Source organism: Yersinia antarctica, assembly GCF_056636475.1.
The window spans coordinates 2,541,841-2,560,396 of sequence record NZ_JBSJQF010000001.1; the positions used below are offsets into that span (position 1 = coordinate 2,541,841).

Here is an 18,556-nt window from a genome sequence, read left to right on the forward strand (position 1 = left end):
ACGGATAAAATAGCCGTATTGACCCTGTCGGAGACCCTGTTGCATGAAGGGAAAACATTTGACTCAGCATGAGCGCTTTTACATCGAAAAACGAAAAGCTGAAGGCGTTAATCAGTCCTGCATTGCCAGAGAGCTCGGCGTCTCTCGCTCTACGCTGAGCCGGGAGCTCAGACGTAATACGGACCCCGCCTTCAACGGACTTTACTCCTCCAGACGCGCTGATGCCTTAGCCAGACAACGGCGGGGCGCCACCTCGGCACACAATGCCTGTTTCCCTCTGGGCCAGCAGACACAAGACTTTCTCCGGCAGGCGCTGGCTGTACATACCTCCCCTGAGGTTATCTCTGGGAGACTGAAAATCCAGTTTGATATCGCCGTCAGCAAAAATACCCTCTACCGCTATATCCGTTCGGACAGACAGGCTGGCGGTAAGCTTTACCTTCAGCTCCCTCACCGGGGTAAACGCTATCGCTATGATACGGGTGAGCCCGGACGCACGCCCATCCCGGACAGGGTTGGCATTGAGCACAGGCCTGCTGAGGCTGAACTCAAACAGGTTCCCGGGCATGTTGAAATCGATACGATTTTTGGCAAAGACCAGAAGTCATTCCTGCTGACGGTCGTGGACAAAGCCACAAAGCAGGTCATTATCCGTAAACTCCCCAATAAGTGCGCTGAGAGCGTCGTGGAAGCGTTCAGGGACATCGTGGCGAATACTTTCTGTGAGTTTAAAACCCTGACGGCAGATAACGGACCCGAGTTTGCGAAACATAAGGACATCACTCAGGTAACGGGCGCAAAGGTTTACTTTGCCCGGCCTTATCATTCCTGGGAGCGGGGGTTGAATGAGCATACCAACGGTCTGATACGGCGGTTTTATCCGAAAGGAACCGATTTTAATGGCGTCAGCGATGAAGATATTGCGAGACTGGAGCACATCCTCAACACTCGGGGGCGCAAATCTCTGGAATACAGCTCACCGAATGAGGTATTTTTAGAGTATCTACTCGCTGCATAACGCATGATGGTTTGTTGCGTTTCGTTCGGGAATGGGGCATTTATATACGTTGTTGAAACCTATCATCGTTTCTGCCAGTGGGGTCTCAACCAAAGAACTCAGTAAATTGTGCAGGTTTGTGTCTTGATAATTTGCAGATGGATTAACCCACCCATGTTTACATAACTCATCTAATACTTTATTAATTCCATTCTTTTTTTCTAAAAAAAACTGTTCTTCACCCATTTTTATATTAAAAATTTCACTCCCGGCATAGACATTATCATGAAATGAAAACACATTAGTTAATGTATTACTTAATAATGGACAAGATATTGAAGACATATATTCCCCTGAAAGTATTTATAAAAATAACACTATTATTTTCATAAGCAAATTAACAGGAGAGGTGACTATTGGCTTTTGAATTTTCACTTATTAGTTCTGTTATGGAAAAGCCATCACTAAAAAGAGATGGCTTTTATTTCTTTATAAATCACTTAGTCGGCAATTTAATGTCCTTGAACATCGCCTCGATATCATCATTAGAACGCAAGGCAACCGCTTTATCCACCACATCACGGGTCAGATGTGGGGCGAAACGCAGAATAAAGTCATACATATAACTGCGCAGGAAAGTGCTGCGGCGGAAACCAATTTTCGTGGTGCTGTAGGTAAAGATATCACGGGCATCAACTATCACCAGATCAGGATCTTGGATCGGATCAACTGCCATACTGGCGATAACCCCCACACCCAACCCTAATCGCACATAGGTTTTAATCACATCGGCATCTGTCGCGGTAAACACAATGCGCGGTGTCAGACCAGCACGATTAAACGCAGTATCTAGCTCAGAACGGCCAGTAAAACCAAAGGTATAAGTCACAATCGGGTATGCTGCCAGCTCTTCAATGCTGACGTGGGTTTTACCTGCTAAAGGATGATCAGGCTTGACTACCACAGCACGGTTCCAGTGATAGCACGGCAACATAATCAGGTCGTCATATAAATGCAGCGCCTCAGTGGCGATAGCAAAATCAGCGCTCCCTTTAGAAACCGCTTCGGCTATTTGGGTCGGCGAGCCTTGATGCATATGGAGCGACACACGCGGGTAGCGCTCGATAAAACCTTTAATCACATTCGGCAATGCATAACGCGCCTGAGTATGGGTAGTGGCTACATACAGCGAACCTTTATCAGGATAGGTATGTTCACCGGCAACGGCTTTGATAGCATCTACTTTGGATAAGACTTCACGGGCAATACGGATGATTTCCAGCCCTGCGGGGGTCACCTGCGTGAGATGTTTGCCACTGCGGGCAAAAATTTGGATACCCAGCTCATCTTCCAGCATTCGGACCTGCTTACTGATCCCCGGCTGCGAGGTATACAGTCCTTCTGCGGTGGACGATACGTTAAGGTTGTGATTGACCACCTCAACAATATAACGGAGCTGCTGCAATTTCATATCGATACCATCCTAGGTTGAACACTGTGGGAACGCCACAGTTTGGTATATCGGTATCACCCGGTATGCCGAGAAGTTATTAACTAAAACCCGTAAACTGCATGGTGCGAAGCTGGTCAGTATTGACCTTATAATAACATTAGGTGATAAGAAAATATTTTATATAACTACTATATCATTTCATCGCTAACTGTATATACCCTTCTTACTTGGTATTACAGTACATCAGCCTAAAAATAATAGTATTTTTTGATAAATGCAGACAGTAGCCAAAGTGTAATAACTTTAGCGGATTAACTAAGACTATAAAGCACTTGAGTAGATTAGCCCAATAAAAAAACCAGCCATTGAGGCTGGTTTTTTGTTGTGGTACCGGAGTACCGCACTATAGGCTTAAGTGTACTCCGATCGGTTTAACCACTTATTTTTTCGCTTCAACCCATTTTCCATCGATATAGAAAGCAGACCAACCCGTGGCTTTGCCATCTTTCTCGGATGAAACATACTGCTGTTTGGTTTTACGGCTAAAACGTACCATGGTTTTATTACCTTCTTTATCCGCCACAGGCGCATCAGCCAGATAACGTAATTTTTCAGGTAAACGATCTTTGAAGCGAACTAACTCTTCGACTAACGGCGCACGGGTTTCGCGCGACTTAGGGAAGGTGTTCGCAGCCAGGAACACGCCTGCAGCACCGTCTCGCAACACGAAATAGGCATCTGACTTCTCACAAGGCAGTTCTGGCAACGGTACCGGATCTTCTTTAGGTGGCGCGACTTCACCACTGCGCAAGATTTTACGGGTATTCTTACACTCGTCATTGGTGCAGCCCATGTACTTGCCAAAACGCCCCATTTTCAGATGCATTTCAGAACCACATTTTTCGCACTCAACAATCGGGCCTTCATACCCTTTGATACGGAACTCGCCCTCTTCTATCTCATAACCATCACACGCAGGGTTATTACCGCAAACATGCAATTTACGTTGGTTATCGATGAGATAGCTATCCATTGCCGTACCACATTTCTGGCAACGGCGGCGGGCGCGTAATGCGTTAGTTTCCGCATCATCACCCTCAAGGATATTGAGAATCTCAGCTTCGGGTACCAGATTGATCGTGGTTTTGCAGCGCTCTTTAGGTGGCAATGCATAACCAGAACACCCAAGGAACACACCGGTACTGGCGGTACGAATCCCCATCTGACGGCCACAGGTTGGGCAGTCGATGCTGGTCATCACCATCTGATTCGGGCGCATACCGCCCTCTTCAGGGTCTTTCTCTGCTTTTTCAAGCTGTTCGCTGAATTCGGCAAAGAAACCATCCAGTACAGCTTTCCACTCGGCCTGATCGTTGGCAACCTGATCCAGGCCACTTTCCATGCGCGCGGTAAAATCGTAATTCATCAATTCGCGGAAGTTTTCTTCTAACCGGTCAGTAACGATTTCACCCATTTTCTCGGCATAGAAACGGCGGTTTTCTACCCGCACATAACCACGATCTTGAATGGTCGAAATGATTGATGCATATGTGGATGGACGGCCAATACCCCGTTTTTCCAACTCTTTTACCAGTGATGCTTCGCTGTAACGTGCTGGCGGCTTGGTGAAGTGTTGGCTTGGGATAAGTTTTTGCAAATCCAGATCACTGCCCACTTCAATTACCGGTAAAGTGCGGTCTTCATCGCCTTTACGTAGCGCAGGCATCACCTTAGTCCAACCATCAAAGCGCAGAGTACGCCCTTTCGCCCGCAGTTGGAAATCGCCAGCCTGAACGGTCAACGTGGTGGAGTCATACTTAGCTGGTGTCATCTGGCAAGCCACAAACTGACGCCAAATCAGTTGGTACAGCTTCTGGGCGTCGGCCTCCATATCTTTTAACTGCTCAGCAATCACACTCACATCTGAAGGGCGAATAGCTTCATGCGCTTCTTGCGAATTTTCTTTGCTGCTGTACTGATTAGGCGCAGATGGCAGATACTTATCACCGAAATTGTCGCCAATATAATCACGCACCATGGTCAGCGCATCCTGACTTAAATTGGTGGAGTCAGTACGCATATAGGTGATATGACCTGCTTCATACAAGCGCTGCGCCATCATCATGGTTTTTTTCACACCAAAACTCAGACGGGTACTGGCAGCCTGCTGCAAGGTGGAGGTAATAAACGGCGCGCCGGGCTTGCTACTGGTCGGTTTATCTTCACGATCCAGCACCTTATAGCGCGCATTTTCCAGTAATTTCAGTGCAGCATGCGTCTGTTCGCGATTTACCGGTTTAAACGGCTTGTCATGGGCATGGGTGACTTCCATTTGAATCGGAACTTCACCTTTCGCCAGCAAGTCAGCATGCAGCTCCCAGTACTCTTCGGGAACGAATGCTTTGATATCCCGTTCACGCTCAACAACTAAGCGCACTGCCACTGATTGCACTCGACCGGCAGACAGGCCACGGGCAATTTTTTTCCAGAGCAGCGGGGAGACCATATAACCCACAACCCGATCCATAAAGCGACGAGCTTGCTGGGCATTAACCCGGTTGATATTCAATTCACCCGGTTGATTAAACGCCTGCTGGATGGCATTTTTGGTGATTTCGTTGAAAACCACACGGCTAAAGCGCTTATCATCACCACCAATCACTTCCCGCAAATGCCAGGCAATTGCCTCTCCTTCGCGGTCAAGGTCGGTTGCGAGATAGATGTGGTCAGCGTTTTCGGCTAATGCTTTCAGCTCGGCAACCACTTTTTCTTTGCCGGGCAAAATTTCGTACTGCGCTTTCCAGCCATGATAAGGATCGACGCCCATACGGTTCACTAACGCAACCTTTTCGTCTTTCTTTACTTTAGTCTTGGGCTTGTCGGTTTTCTTGGCTTTATCTTCAGTTGAGTTAGCGCTCTTCTTACTGGCTGATCCACTGGTCGGCAAATCACGAATGTGACCGACACTGGACTTAACCACGTAGTTATTCCCTAAGTATTTATTAATAGTTTTGGCTTTTGCCGGGGACTCAACTATTACGAGGGCTTTACCCATAATGACCTTTACCTAAATTATTTCTTCTAAAAGAAGGTTTTTATCTTGCCGTACCGCGGCATTCTGAATCTCTTTTTTATATTGCGGTACTTTCTCAGGAGATCAACCTGTTTTTTTGATCGGAGCCATAAATGCGCCTGCCGAGTCTTACCTGACGACCCCTCGATCCCTAAAAATTTTTGCCTACACCCAGCACTACAGCAGCGAATTCTGCCTCATGGCGTCAACAAAACCTTCCACCTAATAGTATAAAATCCCACACTGTACCTGATAAAAAGCGCTACGCAACCTAATTAGCGAGGAATATGAATTTATCCAATCACGGCTACAAAACAGCCAGAGGCTCGAATAAACCTTAGCCGGTTTGCGAACAAATGCTAACCCGCAGTACAATAGTGAGAGAGATTACATTGTAGTAAGGAGATATAATGCACGGAAACACAGCACCGATTGAGCGTAATAAATTATTAGCAGAGGCTAATGAGATTATTCGCCAGCACGAAGATTATATGCATGGGATGCAGGCAACTGAGGTTGAGCAAAAAGGGCCAGTATTGGTATTTCGCGGCGAGTTTTTCTTGGATGCAGACGGTTTACCGACAGCGAAAACAACCGCAGTATTTAATATGTTTAAACATTTGGCTCATGTTTTGTCAGCTAAATACCATTTAATCGATTAATTGCCGGTGACTCCTCCCATTATTACATGGCTAATTTCGCCATTGAGCCACAAATAACAGGGGGCTAAGCCCCCTGCCTTCCTTCACTAAAAACCCTATGCTCTCAGATTATAAAAGGGGTTTTTCGCCGCGCTGCCACCAGCGTAATAATAGACGGTCAGCGCTTTCTGCTGCGCTGCCGGTAAAACGATCCATCAGACGTTTGCGTCGCGAATAACGCACACCGATAACTTCATGATTATCCATTTCAGCAATCAATAAATCATCACTGGTACCAATGGCATCAACCAACCCTTTTTCTTTCGCTTGGGTGCCAAACCAGTGTTCACCGGTCGCAACCGCATCGATGTCCAGAGAGGGCCGCTGTTGCTGTACGAACTGTTTGAATAACAGGTGCGTTTCATTCAGATCTTCACGGAATTTCTCGCGCCCTTGTTCAGTATTCTCACCAAATAATGTCAGTGTGCGTTTAAACTCACCAGCAGTATGCAGTTCTACATCAATATCGTTCTTTTTCAGCAAGCGGTGGAAGTTCGGGATTTGGGCCACAACACCGATAGAGCCAATAATAGCAAAGGGCGCACTAATAATACGATCAGCCACACAGGCCATCATATATCCCCCACTGGCAGCTACTTTATCGACCGCCACCGTCAGGCGAATCCCTTTATGGCGCAAGCGCTCCAATTGCGAGGCGGCTAAACCATAACCATGCACTACGCCACCAGGGCTTTCGAGTCGCAGCAGCACTTCATCTTGCGCGCTAGCAACCGCCAGAACCGCAGAAATCTCTTCTCGCAATGACGTCACTTCATGTGCATCAATGCTACCTTTAAAATCAATTACATATAGGCAGGGTTTTACCGCTGCCACCGCACCGGCTTTGGCGCGCTGTTTCTTCAGCTTTTGATCCGCTTTTTGCTGCTTCTTAAACTCTTTGCTCCAGTTTTTTTGTTCTGCATGGCTCATGCGCGCTAGCCGCATTTCCCGCTGAATTTCCTTATATTGCTCACCCAAATCAACCAGATTCAATTCACCCCGTTGCCCTTGTTTTCTCATCCCTTGGCTGACAACCAGTAACACTACCGCACCAATGGCGACCACAATCGTCACTACTTTGGCTAGAAACAGTCCGTACAGAGAAATTAACTCCACAAATACCGCCTTTATTCATCTGCTATTAGAGAGATATCTGCATTCTAGCGAACCCGTAAGCTGCCGTCTTGCGCAAATGAAAAATTGCATTGGTTTCGCTTAAATATAAGAATGTAAGAGATATCGCGGCATGCCTGAATAAAATATCCGCCGCCAGTAAGAGGAATAACTATGCATTATCAACCTAAAGACGATCTGCTCAATAACCGCACTATACTGGTGACGGGAGCAGGCGATGGTATTGGTCGCGAAGCGGCACTGACCTATGCCCGTTTTGGTGCTCGTCTGGTGTTAGTTGGCCGGACTGAAAGTAAATTAATGGCGGTACAACAACAGATAGCTGAGGCTCAAGGGTTGCCCGCTGTAACACTGCCACTTGACCTATTACATGCATCGGAACAAGATTGCCAGCAGCAGGCAGACACCCTAAGTCAGCATGTTTCACATCTGGATGGTGTGTTGCATAATGCCGGTTTATTAGGTGATATAGTTCCGATGGCGCAGCAAAATATAGCCGTCTGGCAGGACGTGATGCAAGTGAATGTAAATGCGACATTTATGCTTACCCAAGCACTTTTACCGCTACTATTGAAATCTCACAGCGCCTCGCTGGTATTCACCAGTTCTAGCGTGGGTCGCCAGGGTCGTTCCGGCTGGGGCGCTTATGCCGTATCCAAATTCGCCACTGAAGGCATGATGCAAGTGCTTGCAGAAGAATATAAACACAGCAATTTGCGGGTGAATTGTATTAACCCGGGCGGCACCCGAACTCAGATGCGGGCATCCGCCTTCCCTGACGAAGATACAACTAAATTAAAAACACCTGCTGATATTATGCCGCTATATCTTTATCTCATGAGCGATGATAGCCGTAGAAAAACCGGCATCAGTTTCGATGCACAACCCGGCCGTAAAGCCGGCCCCGCAGAATAAAGGAACATGTTATGTCTGAAGAACGCCACCAGCAGCGCCAACAAAAAATAAAAGAAAAGGTTGAATCACGGGTTGCGGCAGCACAAGAAACACGCGGTATCATGATTATTTTTACCGGTAACGGTAAAGGTAAGACCACTGCAGCATTTGGCACTGTGACCCGGGCAGTCGGGCATGGTCTGAAAGCGGGGGTGATTCAGTTTATTAAAGGTGAATGGCCTAACGGTGAGAAAAACCTGCTGCAACAGCATGGGGTCGAATTTCAGGTTATGGCGACCGGTTTTACCTGGAATACTCAGAATAGAGAAACTGACACTGCCGCCTGCCAAGGTGTTTGGCAGCACGGTTTGCGCATGTTGGCAGACCCAAGCCTGGATTTAGTGGTGCTCGATGAGCTGACTTATATGGTCGCCTATGACTATCTGCCACTTGATGAGGTCATCACCGCCCTCAAACAGCGCCCTGCCCATCAAACCGTGATTATTACTGGCCGTGGCTGCCACCGCGATTTGTTGGAAATGGCCGATACCGTCAGTGAATTACGCCCGGTCAAACATGCTTTTGATGCCGGAATTAAAGCACAACAAGGTATTGACTGGTAATTCGCAGTATTCATGCAAACCAATGAAATGCCGCAGAGGCAATATCTGCGGCATTTTTCGCTATATATAATGAGATCTAAACTTACGGCCCCTTTTGGCAAACTCAGTTTTCCAAATTACTTCTCTAGAGGGATCATGGGTATTTTTGACGGGGTCAATGTCCCAATGGCGGGAGTTAGTGTTGCCATCCCAGGGACCACTTGGCTTGACGACTGCGCTTGGTGTTGTGTGCTGTCAAAATAGCAGATTTTTTTCAATGGTTTAGGGAGCGAACCACACGTGTTTTGGCAATTGTCACCATAGTGAGAGTAAGAGTGAGGCCCAGCACAAGCATAAGTTACAGATGAGAATCCGGTGCCGACGACAAATAAAATAGCCGCGCTGGTCGTTAACAGAGACTTTTTCATATTAATGCTCCTGAGATTTTAAATCCGAGGGGTATTCCCCAAGAGCAATATAGTCACGCCGAATATTTAGAGACTAGCGGTATCTCATCGTGGTTGACGGTGTGTATATGTGGTAAAACCATTTATTATAGAAATATTATACTATCCAATAGATGGATGGTGGTTTTTTATACTTCAGGAAGAAACACAATAGCTGAGGAAGGGATGTGAATGCTTAAAATCAATGATGGGGAGAAAATGCTCCCTCCCCATTAGACAAATTACCCGCGCTTGTTAGATCCGCGTCGAGCAGTCGTTGCTGCTGGCGCCGCATTACCCGTATTTTGACGAGTAGAACTTTTACGAGCAGAACCTTGACGACCCGCGACCTGACGGCCAGCGACTTCAGTGTGGCGTTTAACCGCACGACGGATTTGATTGGCTTTAACCCGGCGTCGGTCTTTCTCAACAGGCAGTTTACTGACAGTTTCAGAATCCAATTCGACCAACTCACGCAAGTAGTTGGTTGCCTTCAGATCCAATTCGGTCCAGCCACCTCGTGGCAGGCCCTTCGGCAAATTAATATCGCCATAACGCACACGAATCAGGCGGCTAACCTGCACGCCAACAGCTTCCCACAAGCGGCGAACTTCACGGTTGCGCCCTTCGGTCAACGTAACGTTATACCACTGGTTAATCCCCTCTCCGCCTTGGAAGCTAATGGTGCGGAAAGCCGCTGGACCATCTTCCAACTGCACGCCACGGCTAAGTTGTTTGATTTTTTCGTCATCGATTTGACCAAACACCCGCACGGCATATTCGCGTTCAACTTCACGGCTTGGATGCATCAGACGGTTGGCAAGTTCACCGTCAGTGGTGAACAATAATAACCCTGACGTATTAACATCCAGACGGCCTACCGCCACCCAGCGCGAACCGCGCAGTTTAGGTAAACGATCGAATACTGTTGGGCGACCTTCGGGATCATTACGGGTACAGAGTTCACCTTCCGGCTTGTAATACGCCAGAACACGGCAAACAGCCTCTTCAGATTCTTTAATAGAAAGAAGATGACCATCGAGGCGAATTTTGGTGGCCTGAGTGACTTCAACACGATCACCCAGCGTTGATATTTTACCATCAACGCTGACACGGCCTTGTTGGATAATAGTTTCGATTTCCCGACGCGAACCATGACCGGCACGTGCCAAGACTTTCTGTAATTTTTCACCCACAATTTTATCGCCCTGCGGTTTAGGGCTTTGTGGCTTTGAGTTTGGTAATTTTTGGTTTTCTGACTTCTCGCTCATTGAGCAACCTCTAATGTCGCCTTCACAGGCGTCGAATTATATATTGTAATCAACAAGTTAAGCTCGCAATCAAGCGAAACTCACTGAATGTAATACATTTTAGAACACAGCATGGCGCACTAAAAAGGGTGCAGGCGGCCTCACACACTGGTTCGTGACCCGACATATTACACTAATTTCACACTCAAGGATTCAAAAAGTGTCTGACCACCCTTTTCACTTACCCAGAGATCCACAGTGCCATGGCCAAAATGGATAAAAATCGTGCAATACAAGAATAATCCTACACCGATTGGATGCCTGTCTGATTATTTTGTGATCTAAATCAATTTAAGATGTACTCCATCAACTGCCATCTGCAGTGCTAATTCCAACTCGATAAGGCGAGTTTAAACCCGATTAAAAACCAAGCCTTTCTTTTCTCAATTTCTCACTTCTTATTTCTATTTCGTTTTCTTATTTCGATTTTATCTTTCTTGTAATCATTATTATTACCAGGATGTATTCATCTATATGAAACCTATTACAATCCAAAAATTAAATATTATTACCCGCTGCCTGATGGCAACGTTAATGACTGGTGCGGCCTCCAGTGCTTATGCTATTGAGTGTAACGACCCCGCCAGAACATCGGCTGATAGTGCCTGCACGGTCACTACAGCCTCAAGTACTGATATTATTGGCGTATTGGCGCAGGGTTCAGAGAGCACCGATGCCTCCGGGTATACTGTTACTGTCGATACGCCCGCATCCGCCACATTGCAATCTATTCTTGGCGGGTCTGCTGATGCTGTCGCATCAACGTCTAACGTAAGTAATACTGATGCGGTTATGAGCCGTGCTGATGCTAATGGGGCAAGTAATAATAATACGGTTGTCGTCAATAATGGTTTATTTAACGGCGATATTTATGGCGGTTATGCCAGTGCCGATGCCAATAGCGATGCAATGGTAAGCGCTATTGCGATAAGTCACATTGCCGAACGCCAATTCCCAAACGAAATGCAACAAAGTGACCCACCGGTCAGGTACGGATAAAATAGCCGTATTGACCCTGTCGGAGACCCTGTTGCATGAAGGGAAAACATTTGACTCAGCATGAGCGCTTTTACATCGAAAAACGAAAAGCTGAAGGCGTTAATCAGTCCTGCATTGCCAGAGAGCTCGGCGTCTCTCGCTCTACCCTGAGCCGGGAGCTCAGACGTAATACGGACCCCGCCTTCAACGGACTTTACTCCTCCAGACGCGCTGATGCCTTAGCCAGACAACGGCGGGGCGCCACCTCGGCACACAATGCCTGTGTCCCTCTGTGCCAGCAGACACAAGACTTTCTCCGGCAGGCGCTGGCTGTACATACCTCCCCTGAGGTTATCTGTGGGAGACTGAAAATCCAGTTTGATATCGCCGTCAGCAAAAATACCCTCTACCGCTATATCCGTTCGGACAGACAGGCTGGCGGTAAGCTTTACCTTCAGCTCCCTCACCGGGGTAAACGCTATCGCTATGATACGGGTGAGCCCGGACGCACGCCCATCCCGGACAGGGTTGGCATTGAGCACAGGCCTGCTGAGGCTGAACTCAAACAGGTTCCCGGGCATGTTGAAATCGATACGATTTTTGGCAAAGACCAGAAGTCATTCCTGCTGACGGTCGTGGACAAAGCCACAAAGCAGGTCATTATCCGTAAACTCCCCAATAAGTGCGCTGAGAGCGTCGTGGAAGCGTTCAGGGACATCGTGGCGAATACTTTCTGTGAGTTTAAAACCCTGACGGCAGATAACGGACCCGAGTTTGCGAAACATAAGGACATCACTCAGGCCCCCCATGTCAGGGTAGTTGTCGCCTCTAACTGAAAACATCCAAGGGGCTGGAGACAACAAGAATGAAAACGTATTCACCTGAGCTTAAAGCCGCTGTGATTGCCAGAATGATGCCACCACACAATCAGCCGGTTGTTCAGATTGCACGCTCTGAGGGGATCCCTGTCAATACGCTTTACACCTGGCGCTCCAAGGCAGGTATTTCGACCGCGAGCACCCACGTTGAGGTAAAAACCCCGCAGCAATGGTCCCGTGAGGCTCGTTTTGCCATCCTGGTTGAAACGGCACCTCTTTCCGCCCATGCTGTTGCTGAGTACTGTCGCCGTAAAGGGCTCTACCCTGAGCAAATTCAGCAGTGGAAGAATGAGATAATGCAGCCAGATCCGCGTGAAGAGAAAGCACTCGTCAAGAAACAGCAAAACGAAATTCATCAGCTTAAGCGTGAAATTGCCCGCAAGGATAAGGCGTTGGCTGAGGCTGCGGCATTGCTGATATTGCAAAAAAAGTTCAAGGCGTTGTTCGTCGAGGAAAACGGGGACGAATGACGCCGACTCCGGACAGGCTGCGATTGATGACAATCGTAAAGGAAGCCGTTGCTGCAGGCGCGAGGCTGAGCGAGGCTTGCCAGTCTATTGGGCTTAGTGAGCGAACATTACAGCGTTGGGGAAAAGGGACGCATGACCGCAGACCCACGGCGTCACGGCCCATCCCGAAGAACAAACTCACTGCCGAAGAGGAACAACAGGTTTTAGCCCTCTGTCATGAACTGCGGTTCGCCAGCCTGCCACCGACGCAAATCGTTCCTTTGTTGGCGGATGAAAAGCGCTATATCGCCAGTGAGTCAACGTTTTATCGGATACTAAGACGTGCTGGCGAAACAACGCACCGTGGTCGGCAGAGGGTAGCGCAAAGCAAGCCGCTATCGACCTGGAGGGCGACGGCACCGAATCAGGTGTGGTCATGGGATATTACCTGGCTGAGGTCGCTGACGGCAGGACACTGGTTCTATCTGTACCTGATAGAAGACGTGTTCAGCCGCAAAATCGTCGGTCACGAGGTTCACTTGGTTGAAAGTGGTGAGCATGCGGCAGAGCTGATGAATCGGACAGTGCTGAGCGAACGCTGTTGGCAGGAGCCGCTGGTACTGCATGCGGATAACGGAGCCCCGATGAAGTCACAGGTGCTGCAGGTAAAGCTTGCGGAACTTAAGATAACCCCGTCGCACAGCCGGCCACGGGTGAGCAACGATAACGCGTATGTTGAATCGCTGTTCAGGACGTTGAAATACGTGCCGAGCTGGCCGGAGAAGGGCTTCGCGACGCTGGAGGATGCGCAGGCGTGGGTAGAAACCTTCGTTGGCTGGTATAACGAAGAACATCGGCACAGTGGTATCCGTTACGTCACACCAGGGCAACGACACAGAGGTGAAGATCGGGCACTACTGGCGCAGCGTAAATCGGTCTATGAAGCGGCGAAAATGCAGAATCCACATCGGTGGTCAGGTTCAACGAGAAACTGGCACCGGCAGGATGAGGTCTGGTTAAATCCGGAACGTGAAACGTTGGCCGCATGAATTAACTGAGGCGACAACTACCTTGACACGCGCCGCAGGTAACGGGCGCAAAGGTTTACTTTGCCCGGCCTTATCATTCCTGGGAGCGGGGGTTGAATGAGCATACCAACGGTCTGATACGGCGGTTTTATCCGAAAGGAACCGATTTTAATGGCGTCAGCGATGAAGATATTGCGAGACTGGAGCACATCCTCAACACTCGGGGGCGCAAATCTCTGGAATACAGCTCACCGAATGAGGTATTTTTAGAGTATCTACTCGCTGCATAACGCATGATGGTTTGTTGCGTTTCGTTCGGGAATGGGGCCCGTGATATATCGGCAGCACTATTAATATGATTAGCCAGGTATCGCCGCGGTGTAACTTGAGCTGAATGCTAATAATCGCTACCATAGCGCGCCTAATAATGTCAGAGAGATAGTCGTGATGAAATACCAATGGATACTGTTCGATGCGGATGAGACACTATTTCACTTTGATGCATATCAAGGGTTAAAGCTGATGTTTTCTCGCTTTAATGTGGATTTTTCCGTGCAGGATTTCGATTATTATCAATTGGTTAATAAACCGCTGTGGGTTGATTATCAAGATGGGAAAATATCCGCCAGCGAATTACAAAACACCCGTTTTGAGATGTGGGCAGAGAAACTGGGGGTGGCAGCTACCCGGTTGAACAGTGAGTTTTTAGTCGCCATGGCGGATATCTGTTCACTCCTACCGGGTGCCCGTGAGTTGGTTGATGCCTTGAGTGGTAAAGTGAATATGGGTATTATTACCAATGGTTTTACCGAGCTACAAACGATACGTTTGGAACGTACTGGTCTGAAAAATGTCTTTTCTCCGCTGATCATTTCTGAACAAGTCGGGGTGGCCAAACCGGATGTGGCTATATTTGAGCATGCTTTCAATTTAATGAATAACCCGGCCAAAGAGCATATTCTAATGGTGGGCGATAATCTGCATTCTGATATTCAGGGTGGTATTAATGCAGGGATAGATACTTGCTGGCTTAATATGCACGGCAGTGTACCGGATGATAATATTGCGCCTCGTTACCAAGTCAGTTCGCTGGCAGAGTTACAGAAATTACTCTTGGCCTAATTAACCTCCTATCTAATTTTAAAAGGCTGTTAACGGTATATTATCGATAACAGCCGGTTATCTATGCTCGTATATTAGTTGCAAATCTTGATTATATTAATTCTGAAGGAATGCCCGTAGCCACGGGGTGAGTGCAAGATTTTATTTTCAATAGATTTAAAGAGGAATTTTAAATATGACGTTACTTCGTAAAAACTATCCTCATCTTGCTAACCCTGCGGGGGCTTACGTTCATAGCGTGCAGCACAATGGATTGCTTTATATTTCAGGTATGACAGCGTTCGGTACCATTGCACAAGGGAGAGGTATGGCCGAACAAGCTACAGAGATTTTTCATCAAATCGCTAGTATTGTGCAGGCTGAAAATAGCAGTTTTGCTGATCTTATTAAGATAACGATTTTTGTGACGGACATTTCGCAGCTAAGTACCTTACGTGATGTTATGTATAAATTTTATGGTGCAAACTTGGGGTTCCGTGCACATTTCCACGAAAATGCTAAACGTTTCGATAAAAATATCTATTTTTCATTATGTTAACTTTTCAAATTAATCCTGCTTCTTCCTCACTATTTAGTGGATCAACATCTTCTAGGATACTGTCTAGGCTCGTGATTGCTGGCTGTTCTTCAAAAGTATAGTTACCCCCCAGAAGGATATGACCCCAAGCAACCGGGGATAAATTAGCAAGCATCTCAATAGCCTTTTCATTCCCTTGTTTTTCAAATTTATCAATTAATCCAGATAGTATTGCTGCATTATAATAAATAATACAGTTTGCTATCAGTCTGGCACAATCATTCCATTGATCTATCTGGTAGTCATCACCGCCACGAAACTGATTTCCATTAACTGAGGCTATCGCTCTTCTCAACTGATGATAAGCCTCACCTCTATTTAGGGCCTGCTGAACAAATTGCCTTAACGTTTTATTATCAGCGTAATCCAGAACGTAAATACATCTAATCAGCCTGTCATATTCTCTCAGAGCTGCGAGCGTTTTGCTGCTACGTTTAGTATTAGATAACTTTTTAATTACTGTGCTTTGTACAGTTGTTTTCCGGCTCAAAGAACAAATGATATGCTGTATATTATCCCATTCCTGCATGATGAGTTTATGATTAAACTCTTTCTTCAGTTTAATTATTAATTCATCTTTATCTAGAATGATTTCAAACAACTCATTAAATATCTTTTTAAATTTCGCATATCGTGGAGAGAACTGATATGCAAAAATATCAAGAATGGCAAAGTTTATATTGTTGACACCATGACTATCCGTTGCCAGAGATTTTGGCTGTATTTCACTTGAATTATTATAAAGTAGATCGAATGCAAAATGTCCTTCATACTCATTTGGAGAAATGACAACTGTTTTTAATGGCACATGATTGGATACCAGCATCATGGATGAAACACCTTCTCCTTTTCGAAAGTACTTGGCAGAAAATCGGGCCTTGAAAGTATTTATTCTGCATGTGTGCTTCTGACCATCAATACTTCCAAAGGGTGACTCTTCATTTATTGTCCAGTATTTAAATACAGAAAGTTTGGCTATTGCATCCGATATGATGATATTTGCCTGTTCCGTCGTATCAGGACGAATGAATTTTTCATTTACGTCTCTCAATACCCCTATACTTCTGTCCGATGAAAATGCCATCCGATGAACACCATAGTTTGCACCATTGCCAAATATGCAGGCCAGGAGATCGTTGTCATTTGCTTCCAGATTATTCTTTCTGGATGTTATAGCATTAAAAGTTGACAGAAACCCTGTTTCTTTATTGACATATTTCATCACATCAATAATTCCGATGTTTTTTATTTGATTGTAAACCGGATTGTCAATACTGGTTTTCCATTTTTTACTTGCCAGACTCCATTGTAGCTTGTTTGATTTCGGCAGTCTTTTTACAAATTCATTTGCATCTGAATTTATACTTATACTTACTTTCTTTAACTGATCATTAAAGTTATTTTTAAGTTCTGATAGAGTCTGGGCTATGGGGGTAATCATTCTCTTCAGACCGGTCTTTTCTATCAGTATAGATTTATCTTTATCCCAGATCTCAGGAGCAATCAGATCATCCTCCAATCGTTTGTTTTGCTCGCTTTCTGATGCGTAAATCCTACCGTTTTCCAGCATGTTAGACACTCTGGTGTACATATGAAACTCGAAGCGGGATGTATTAACAGCTCCTTCGTTTACAATGTAAGATTTCTCGGCTGGGCGAATTATCCGCTGATCTGTGATGTCCAGTCGTCCTTTTTCTTTTAAATCCGTCCGGGACGTTTCAATTTGCTTACCTATGACAGAATGCTCTTTGTCATAAACAATATCAATGGCCATAAATAACTTTCTGATAGAGTTGGCGACTTTAAGATGGTTACTGTCAATGTACTGCCACTGGTATTCAATTTTGTCGATATTATTCTTGTCAAAGAATTGACTGACGAGATGCATATCTTCTCTGGATATAATTTCAAATACTTTTCTTCGAATATCACCAAAAGGCGTGTTGTCATCAATGCTTTCATCGATGAAATGGTTAAATACACTACCAGCAAATTTCAGTTTTTTATTTATTAAGTCAACTTCCTCAATCATGCGTTGCTTTGCAGATATCGATGAAGCTTCACTGTGTTTTTTTATAAGGTAACGAAAGGCAGTGATGGTTTTATCATTAATCTCTCTGTATCTGAAATATAAATAACAACATAAATAGAGAGTTCCCTGCCATTTCGGGTGTCGCTTAAGGCTGAACGCAGTACTGTGTTTCACTATTGTGGCATAATATGACATATTCCCCTTAGATATGCCCAATGAGTTAACAGTTTCCTTTATCTCATGGTAAATGTCGCTGATAGTTTTATGCGTGCTAAGTTCTTTTCCTATTTCAGATGGTGAAAAGTCTTTTGCATTTCCATTGCTCCCGCGTATATTATTCAATTTCCCTTCATCGTGTAAAATAGAATTAATTTTTTTGACTGTGGCATCAGTCATTCTTTTTGAAAGGATATTCAGGATGCGTTGCCTTTCCGAATTTAATGCTTCAGATACAAGATCCTGAACCGTACTGTAACCCGGAAGTGCAATTTTCTTCTGTCCTAGAAAAGCCAGCAGTTCGTCAAAAATATATCGGGGATCCATACTTATTGTGGCTACGTCATTCAGGCGAAAGGTCATCTCTTTTTTCAGTGGTGGGGTTAACTGTATAAAACCAAGGATTGATAACATGCGCTTAATTAACCAAGTGATAGTACTCCTGGGAATGTCAATCTCCATATCCGGATTTTCTTTCGGATAGAAATTCCGGACAATATATTTTATATCTTTCTTTACGCTTCGTGATGTAAATTCCGGGATCACTGGTTTATATCTGAAATAGCCTATAAGTAATATTATATATACTCTACTTTCTATTTTTATAATTTTATAATTTTATTTACCGTCCTACGAAGATTACTCTCTAATGAGAAGTACTCTTCC

General features: G+C 45.8%; 15 protein-coding genes and 1 pseudogene. 10 read left to right on the forward strand and 6 right to left on the reverse strand.

Translation table 11 applies throughout. The features are described 5' to 3' along the window. Positions 1-43 precede the first annotated feature (43 nt). Positions 44-1,018 carry an IS30 family transposase gene (locus tag ACWJJO_RS11735; protein ID WP_481090518.1) on the forward strand — a complete coding sequence of 325 codons (975 nt, stop codon included), beginning with the start codon at positions 44-46 and terminating at the stop codon, positions 1,016-1,018. On the opposite strand, the gene ACWJJO_RS11740 is transcribed toward ACWJJO_RS11735, so the two are convergent. The 3 genes from ACWJJO_RS11740 to topA all read right to left on the reverse strand — a co-directional run bounded on the left by ACWJJO_RS11740 (position 1,004) and on the right by topA (position 5,505). After that, positions 1,004-1,342, reverse strand: coding sequence for a hypothetical protein (locus ACWJJO_RS11740; protein ID WP_481091039.1), 339 nt, complete (start codon positions 1,340-1,342; stop codon positions 1,004-1,006). The genes ACWJJO_RS11735 and ACWJJO_RS11740 overlap by 15 nt on opposite strands. A 151-nt stretch (positions 1,343-1,493) precedes the next feature. After that, positions 1,494-2,468 (reverse strand): HTH-type transcriptional regulator CysB, encoded by a 975-nt coding sequence (cysB, locus tag ACWJJO_RS11745; protein ID WP_005191584.1) that lies wholly within the window; start codon positions 2,466-2,468, stop codon positions 1,494-1,496. Positions 2,469-2,889: 421 nt separating this feature from the next. Next, the gene (gene topA, locus ACWJJO_RS11750; protein ID WP_083158916.1) at positions 2,890-5,505 is read right to left on the reverse strand and encodes a type I DNA topoisomerase; all 2,616 of its coding nucleotides are present in this window, start codon (positions 5,503-5,505) and stop codon (positions 2,890-2,892) included. A gap of 428 nt (positions 5,506-5,933) precedes the next feature. Between topA and ACWJJO_RS11755 the strand changes: the two genes are divergently transcribed. Next, positions 5,934-6,185 (forward strand): YciN family protein, encoded by a 252-nt coding sequence (locus ACWJJO_RS11755; protein WP_083158917.1) that lies wholly within the window; start codon positions 5,934-5,936, stop codon positions 6,183-6,185. A gap of 108 nt (positions 6,186-6,293) precedes the next feature. Here ACWJJO_RS11755 and sohB read toward each other — a convergent pair whose 3' ends face one another. Further along, the gene (sohB, locus tag ACWJJO_RS11760; RefSeq protein WP_083158918.1) at positions 6,294-7,340 is read right to left on the reverse strand and encodes a protease SohB; all 1,047 of its coding nucleotides are present in this window, start codon (positions 7,338-7,340) and stop codon (positions 6,294-6,296) included. Positions 7,341-7,511: 171 nt separating this feature from the next. Between sohB and ACWJJO_RS11765 the strand changes: the two genes are divergently transcribed. Both ACWJJO_RS11765 and cobO read left to right on the forward strand, forming a co-directional pair. Next, positions 7,512-8,273: a YciK family oxidoreductase gene (locus tag ACWJJO_RS11765; RefSeq protein ID WP_481091040.1), complete on the forward strand. Its 762-nt coding sequence runs from the start codon at positions 7,512-7,514 to the stop codon at positions 8,271-8,273. Between the two features lie 11 nt (positions 8,274-8,284). After that, the gene (gene cobO / locus ACWJJO_RS11770) at positions 8,285-8,875 is read left to right on the forward strand and encodes a cob(I)yrinic acid a,c-diamide adenosyltransferase (protein WP_083158920.1); all 591 of its coding nucleotides are present in this window, start codon (positions 8,285-8,287) and stop codon (positions 8,873-8,875) included. A gap of 667 nt (positions 8,876-9,542) precedes the next feature. Here the strand turns inward: cobO and rluB are convergent. After that, complete coding sequence (rluB, locus tag ACWJJO_RS11775) at positions 9,543-10,571, reverse strand: 23S rRNA pseudouridine(2605) synthase RluB (protein ID WP_102970413.1); 1,029 nt, start codon at positions 10,569-10,571, stop codon at positions 9,543-9,545. 513 nt (positions 10,572-11,084) lie between these two features. Between rluB and ACWJJO_RS11780 the strand changes: the two genes are divergently transcribed. The 6 genes and pseudogenes from ACWJJO_RS11780 to ACWJJO_RS11805 all read left to right on the forward strand — a co-directional run bounded on the left by ACWJJO_RS11780 (position 11,085) and on the right by ACWJJO_RS11805 (position 15,603). After that, entirely contained in the window at positions 11,085-11,609 is a 525-nt protein-coding gene (locus ACWJJO_RS11780) for a hypothetical protein (RefSeq protein WP_481091041.1), read from the forward strand. 35 nt (positions 11,610-11,644) lie between these two features. Further along, positions 11,645-12,424, forward strand: a complete 780-nt coding sequence (locus tag ACWJJO_RS11785; RefSeq protein ID WP_481091042.1) for an IS30 family transposase — start codon at positions 11,645-11,647, stop codon at positions 12,422-12,424. Positions 12,425-12,453: 29 nt separating this feature from the next. After that, positions 12,454-13,964 (forward strand): IS3 family transposase gene (locus ACWJJO_RS11790; RefSeq protein ID WP_481090522.1). Its coding sequence is split into 2 segments (ribosomal slippage): positions 12,454-12,889 and positions 12,889-13,964, totalling 1,512 coding nucleotides; the frame shifts between segments, so codons are not numbered across the junction. A gap of 35 nt (positions 13,965-13,999) precedes the next feature. Further along, a pseudogene (locus ACWJJO_RS11795) lies at positions 14,000-14,233 on the forward strand (IS30 family transposase); the annotation flags it as partial. A 157-nt stretch (positions 14,234-14,390) separates the two neighbouring features. Further along, positions 14,391-15,065 carry a pyrimidine 5'-nucleotidase gene (gene yjjG, locus ACWJJO_RS11800; RefSeq protein ID WP_083158814.1) on the forward strand — a complete coding sequence of 225 codons (675 nt, stop codon included), beginning with the start codon at positions 14,391-14,393 and terminating at the stop codon, positions 15,063-15,065. A 175-nt stretch (positions 15,066-15,240) separates the two neighbouring features. Then, positions 15,241-15,603: a RidA family protein gene (locus ACWJJO_RS11805; RefSeq protein WP_481091043.1), complete on the forward strand. Its 363-nt coding sequence runs from the start codon at positions 15,241-15,243 to the stop codon at positions 15,601-15,603. Positions 15,604-15,607: 4 nt separating this feature from the next. On the opposite strand, the gene ACWJJO_RS11810 is transcribed toward ACWJJO_RS11805, so the two are convergent. After that, a complete protein-coding gene (locus ACWJJO_RS11810) occupies positions 15,608-18,436 on the reverse strand; it encodes a Tn3 family transposase (RefSeq protein WP_481091044.1) in 2,829 nt (942 codons plus the stop codon). Positions 18,437-18,556: the final 120 nt, after the last annotated feature.

Bases quoted from the DNA above. Each gene is read 5' to 3' on its own strand.
- cysB (WP_005191584.1), bottom strand. From the start codon at position 2,468: ATGAAATTGCAGCAGCTCCGTTATATTGTTGAGGTGGTCAATCACAAC.
- yjjG (WP_083158814.1), top strand. From the start codon at position 14,391: ATGAAATACCAATGGATACTGTTCGATGCGGATGAGACACTATTTCAC.
- rluB (WP_102970413.1), bottom strand. From the start codon at position 10,571: ATGAGCGAGAAGTCAGAAAACCAAAAATTACCAAACTCAAAGCCACAA.
- ACWJJO_RS11735 (WP_481090518.1), top strand. From the start codon at position 44: ATGAAGGGAAAACATTTGACTCAGCATGAGCGCTTTTACATCGAAAAA.
- cobO (WP_083158920.1), top strand. From the start codon at position 8,285: ATGTCTGAAGAACGCCACCAGCAGCGCCAACAAAAAATAAAAGAAAAG.
- topA (WP_083158916.1), bottom strand. From the start codon at position 5,505: ATGGGTAAAGCCCTCGTAATAGTTGAGTCCCCGGCAAAAGCCAAAACT.
- ACWJJO_RS11755 (WP_083158917.1), top strand. From the start codon at position 5,934: ATGCACGGAAACACAGCACCGATTGAGCGTAATAAATTATTAGCAGAG.
- ACWJJO_RS11805 (WP_481091043.1), top strand. From the start codon at position 15,241: ATGACGTTACTTCGTAAAAACTATCCTCATCTTGCTAACCCTGCGGGG.
- ACWJJO_RS11785 (WP_481091042.1), top strand. From the start codon at position 11,645: ATGAAGGGAAAACATTTGACTCAGCATGAGCGCTTTTACATCGAAAAA.
- ACWJJO_RS11740 (WP_481091039.1), bottom strand. From the start codon at position 1,342: ATGTCTTCAATATCTTGTCCATTATTAAGTAATACATTAACTAATGTG.
- ACWJJO_RS11765 (WP_481091040.1), top strand. From the start codon at position 7,512: ATGCATTATCAACCTAAAGACGATCTGCTCAATAACCGCACTATACTG.
- ACWJJO_RS11780 (WP_481091041.1), top strand. From the start codon at position 11,085: ATGAAACCTATTACAATCCAAAAATTAAATATTATTACCCGCTGCCTG.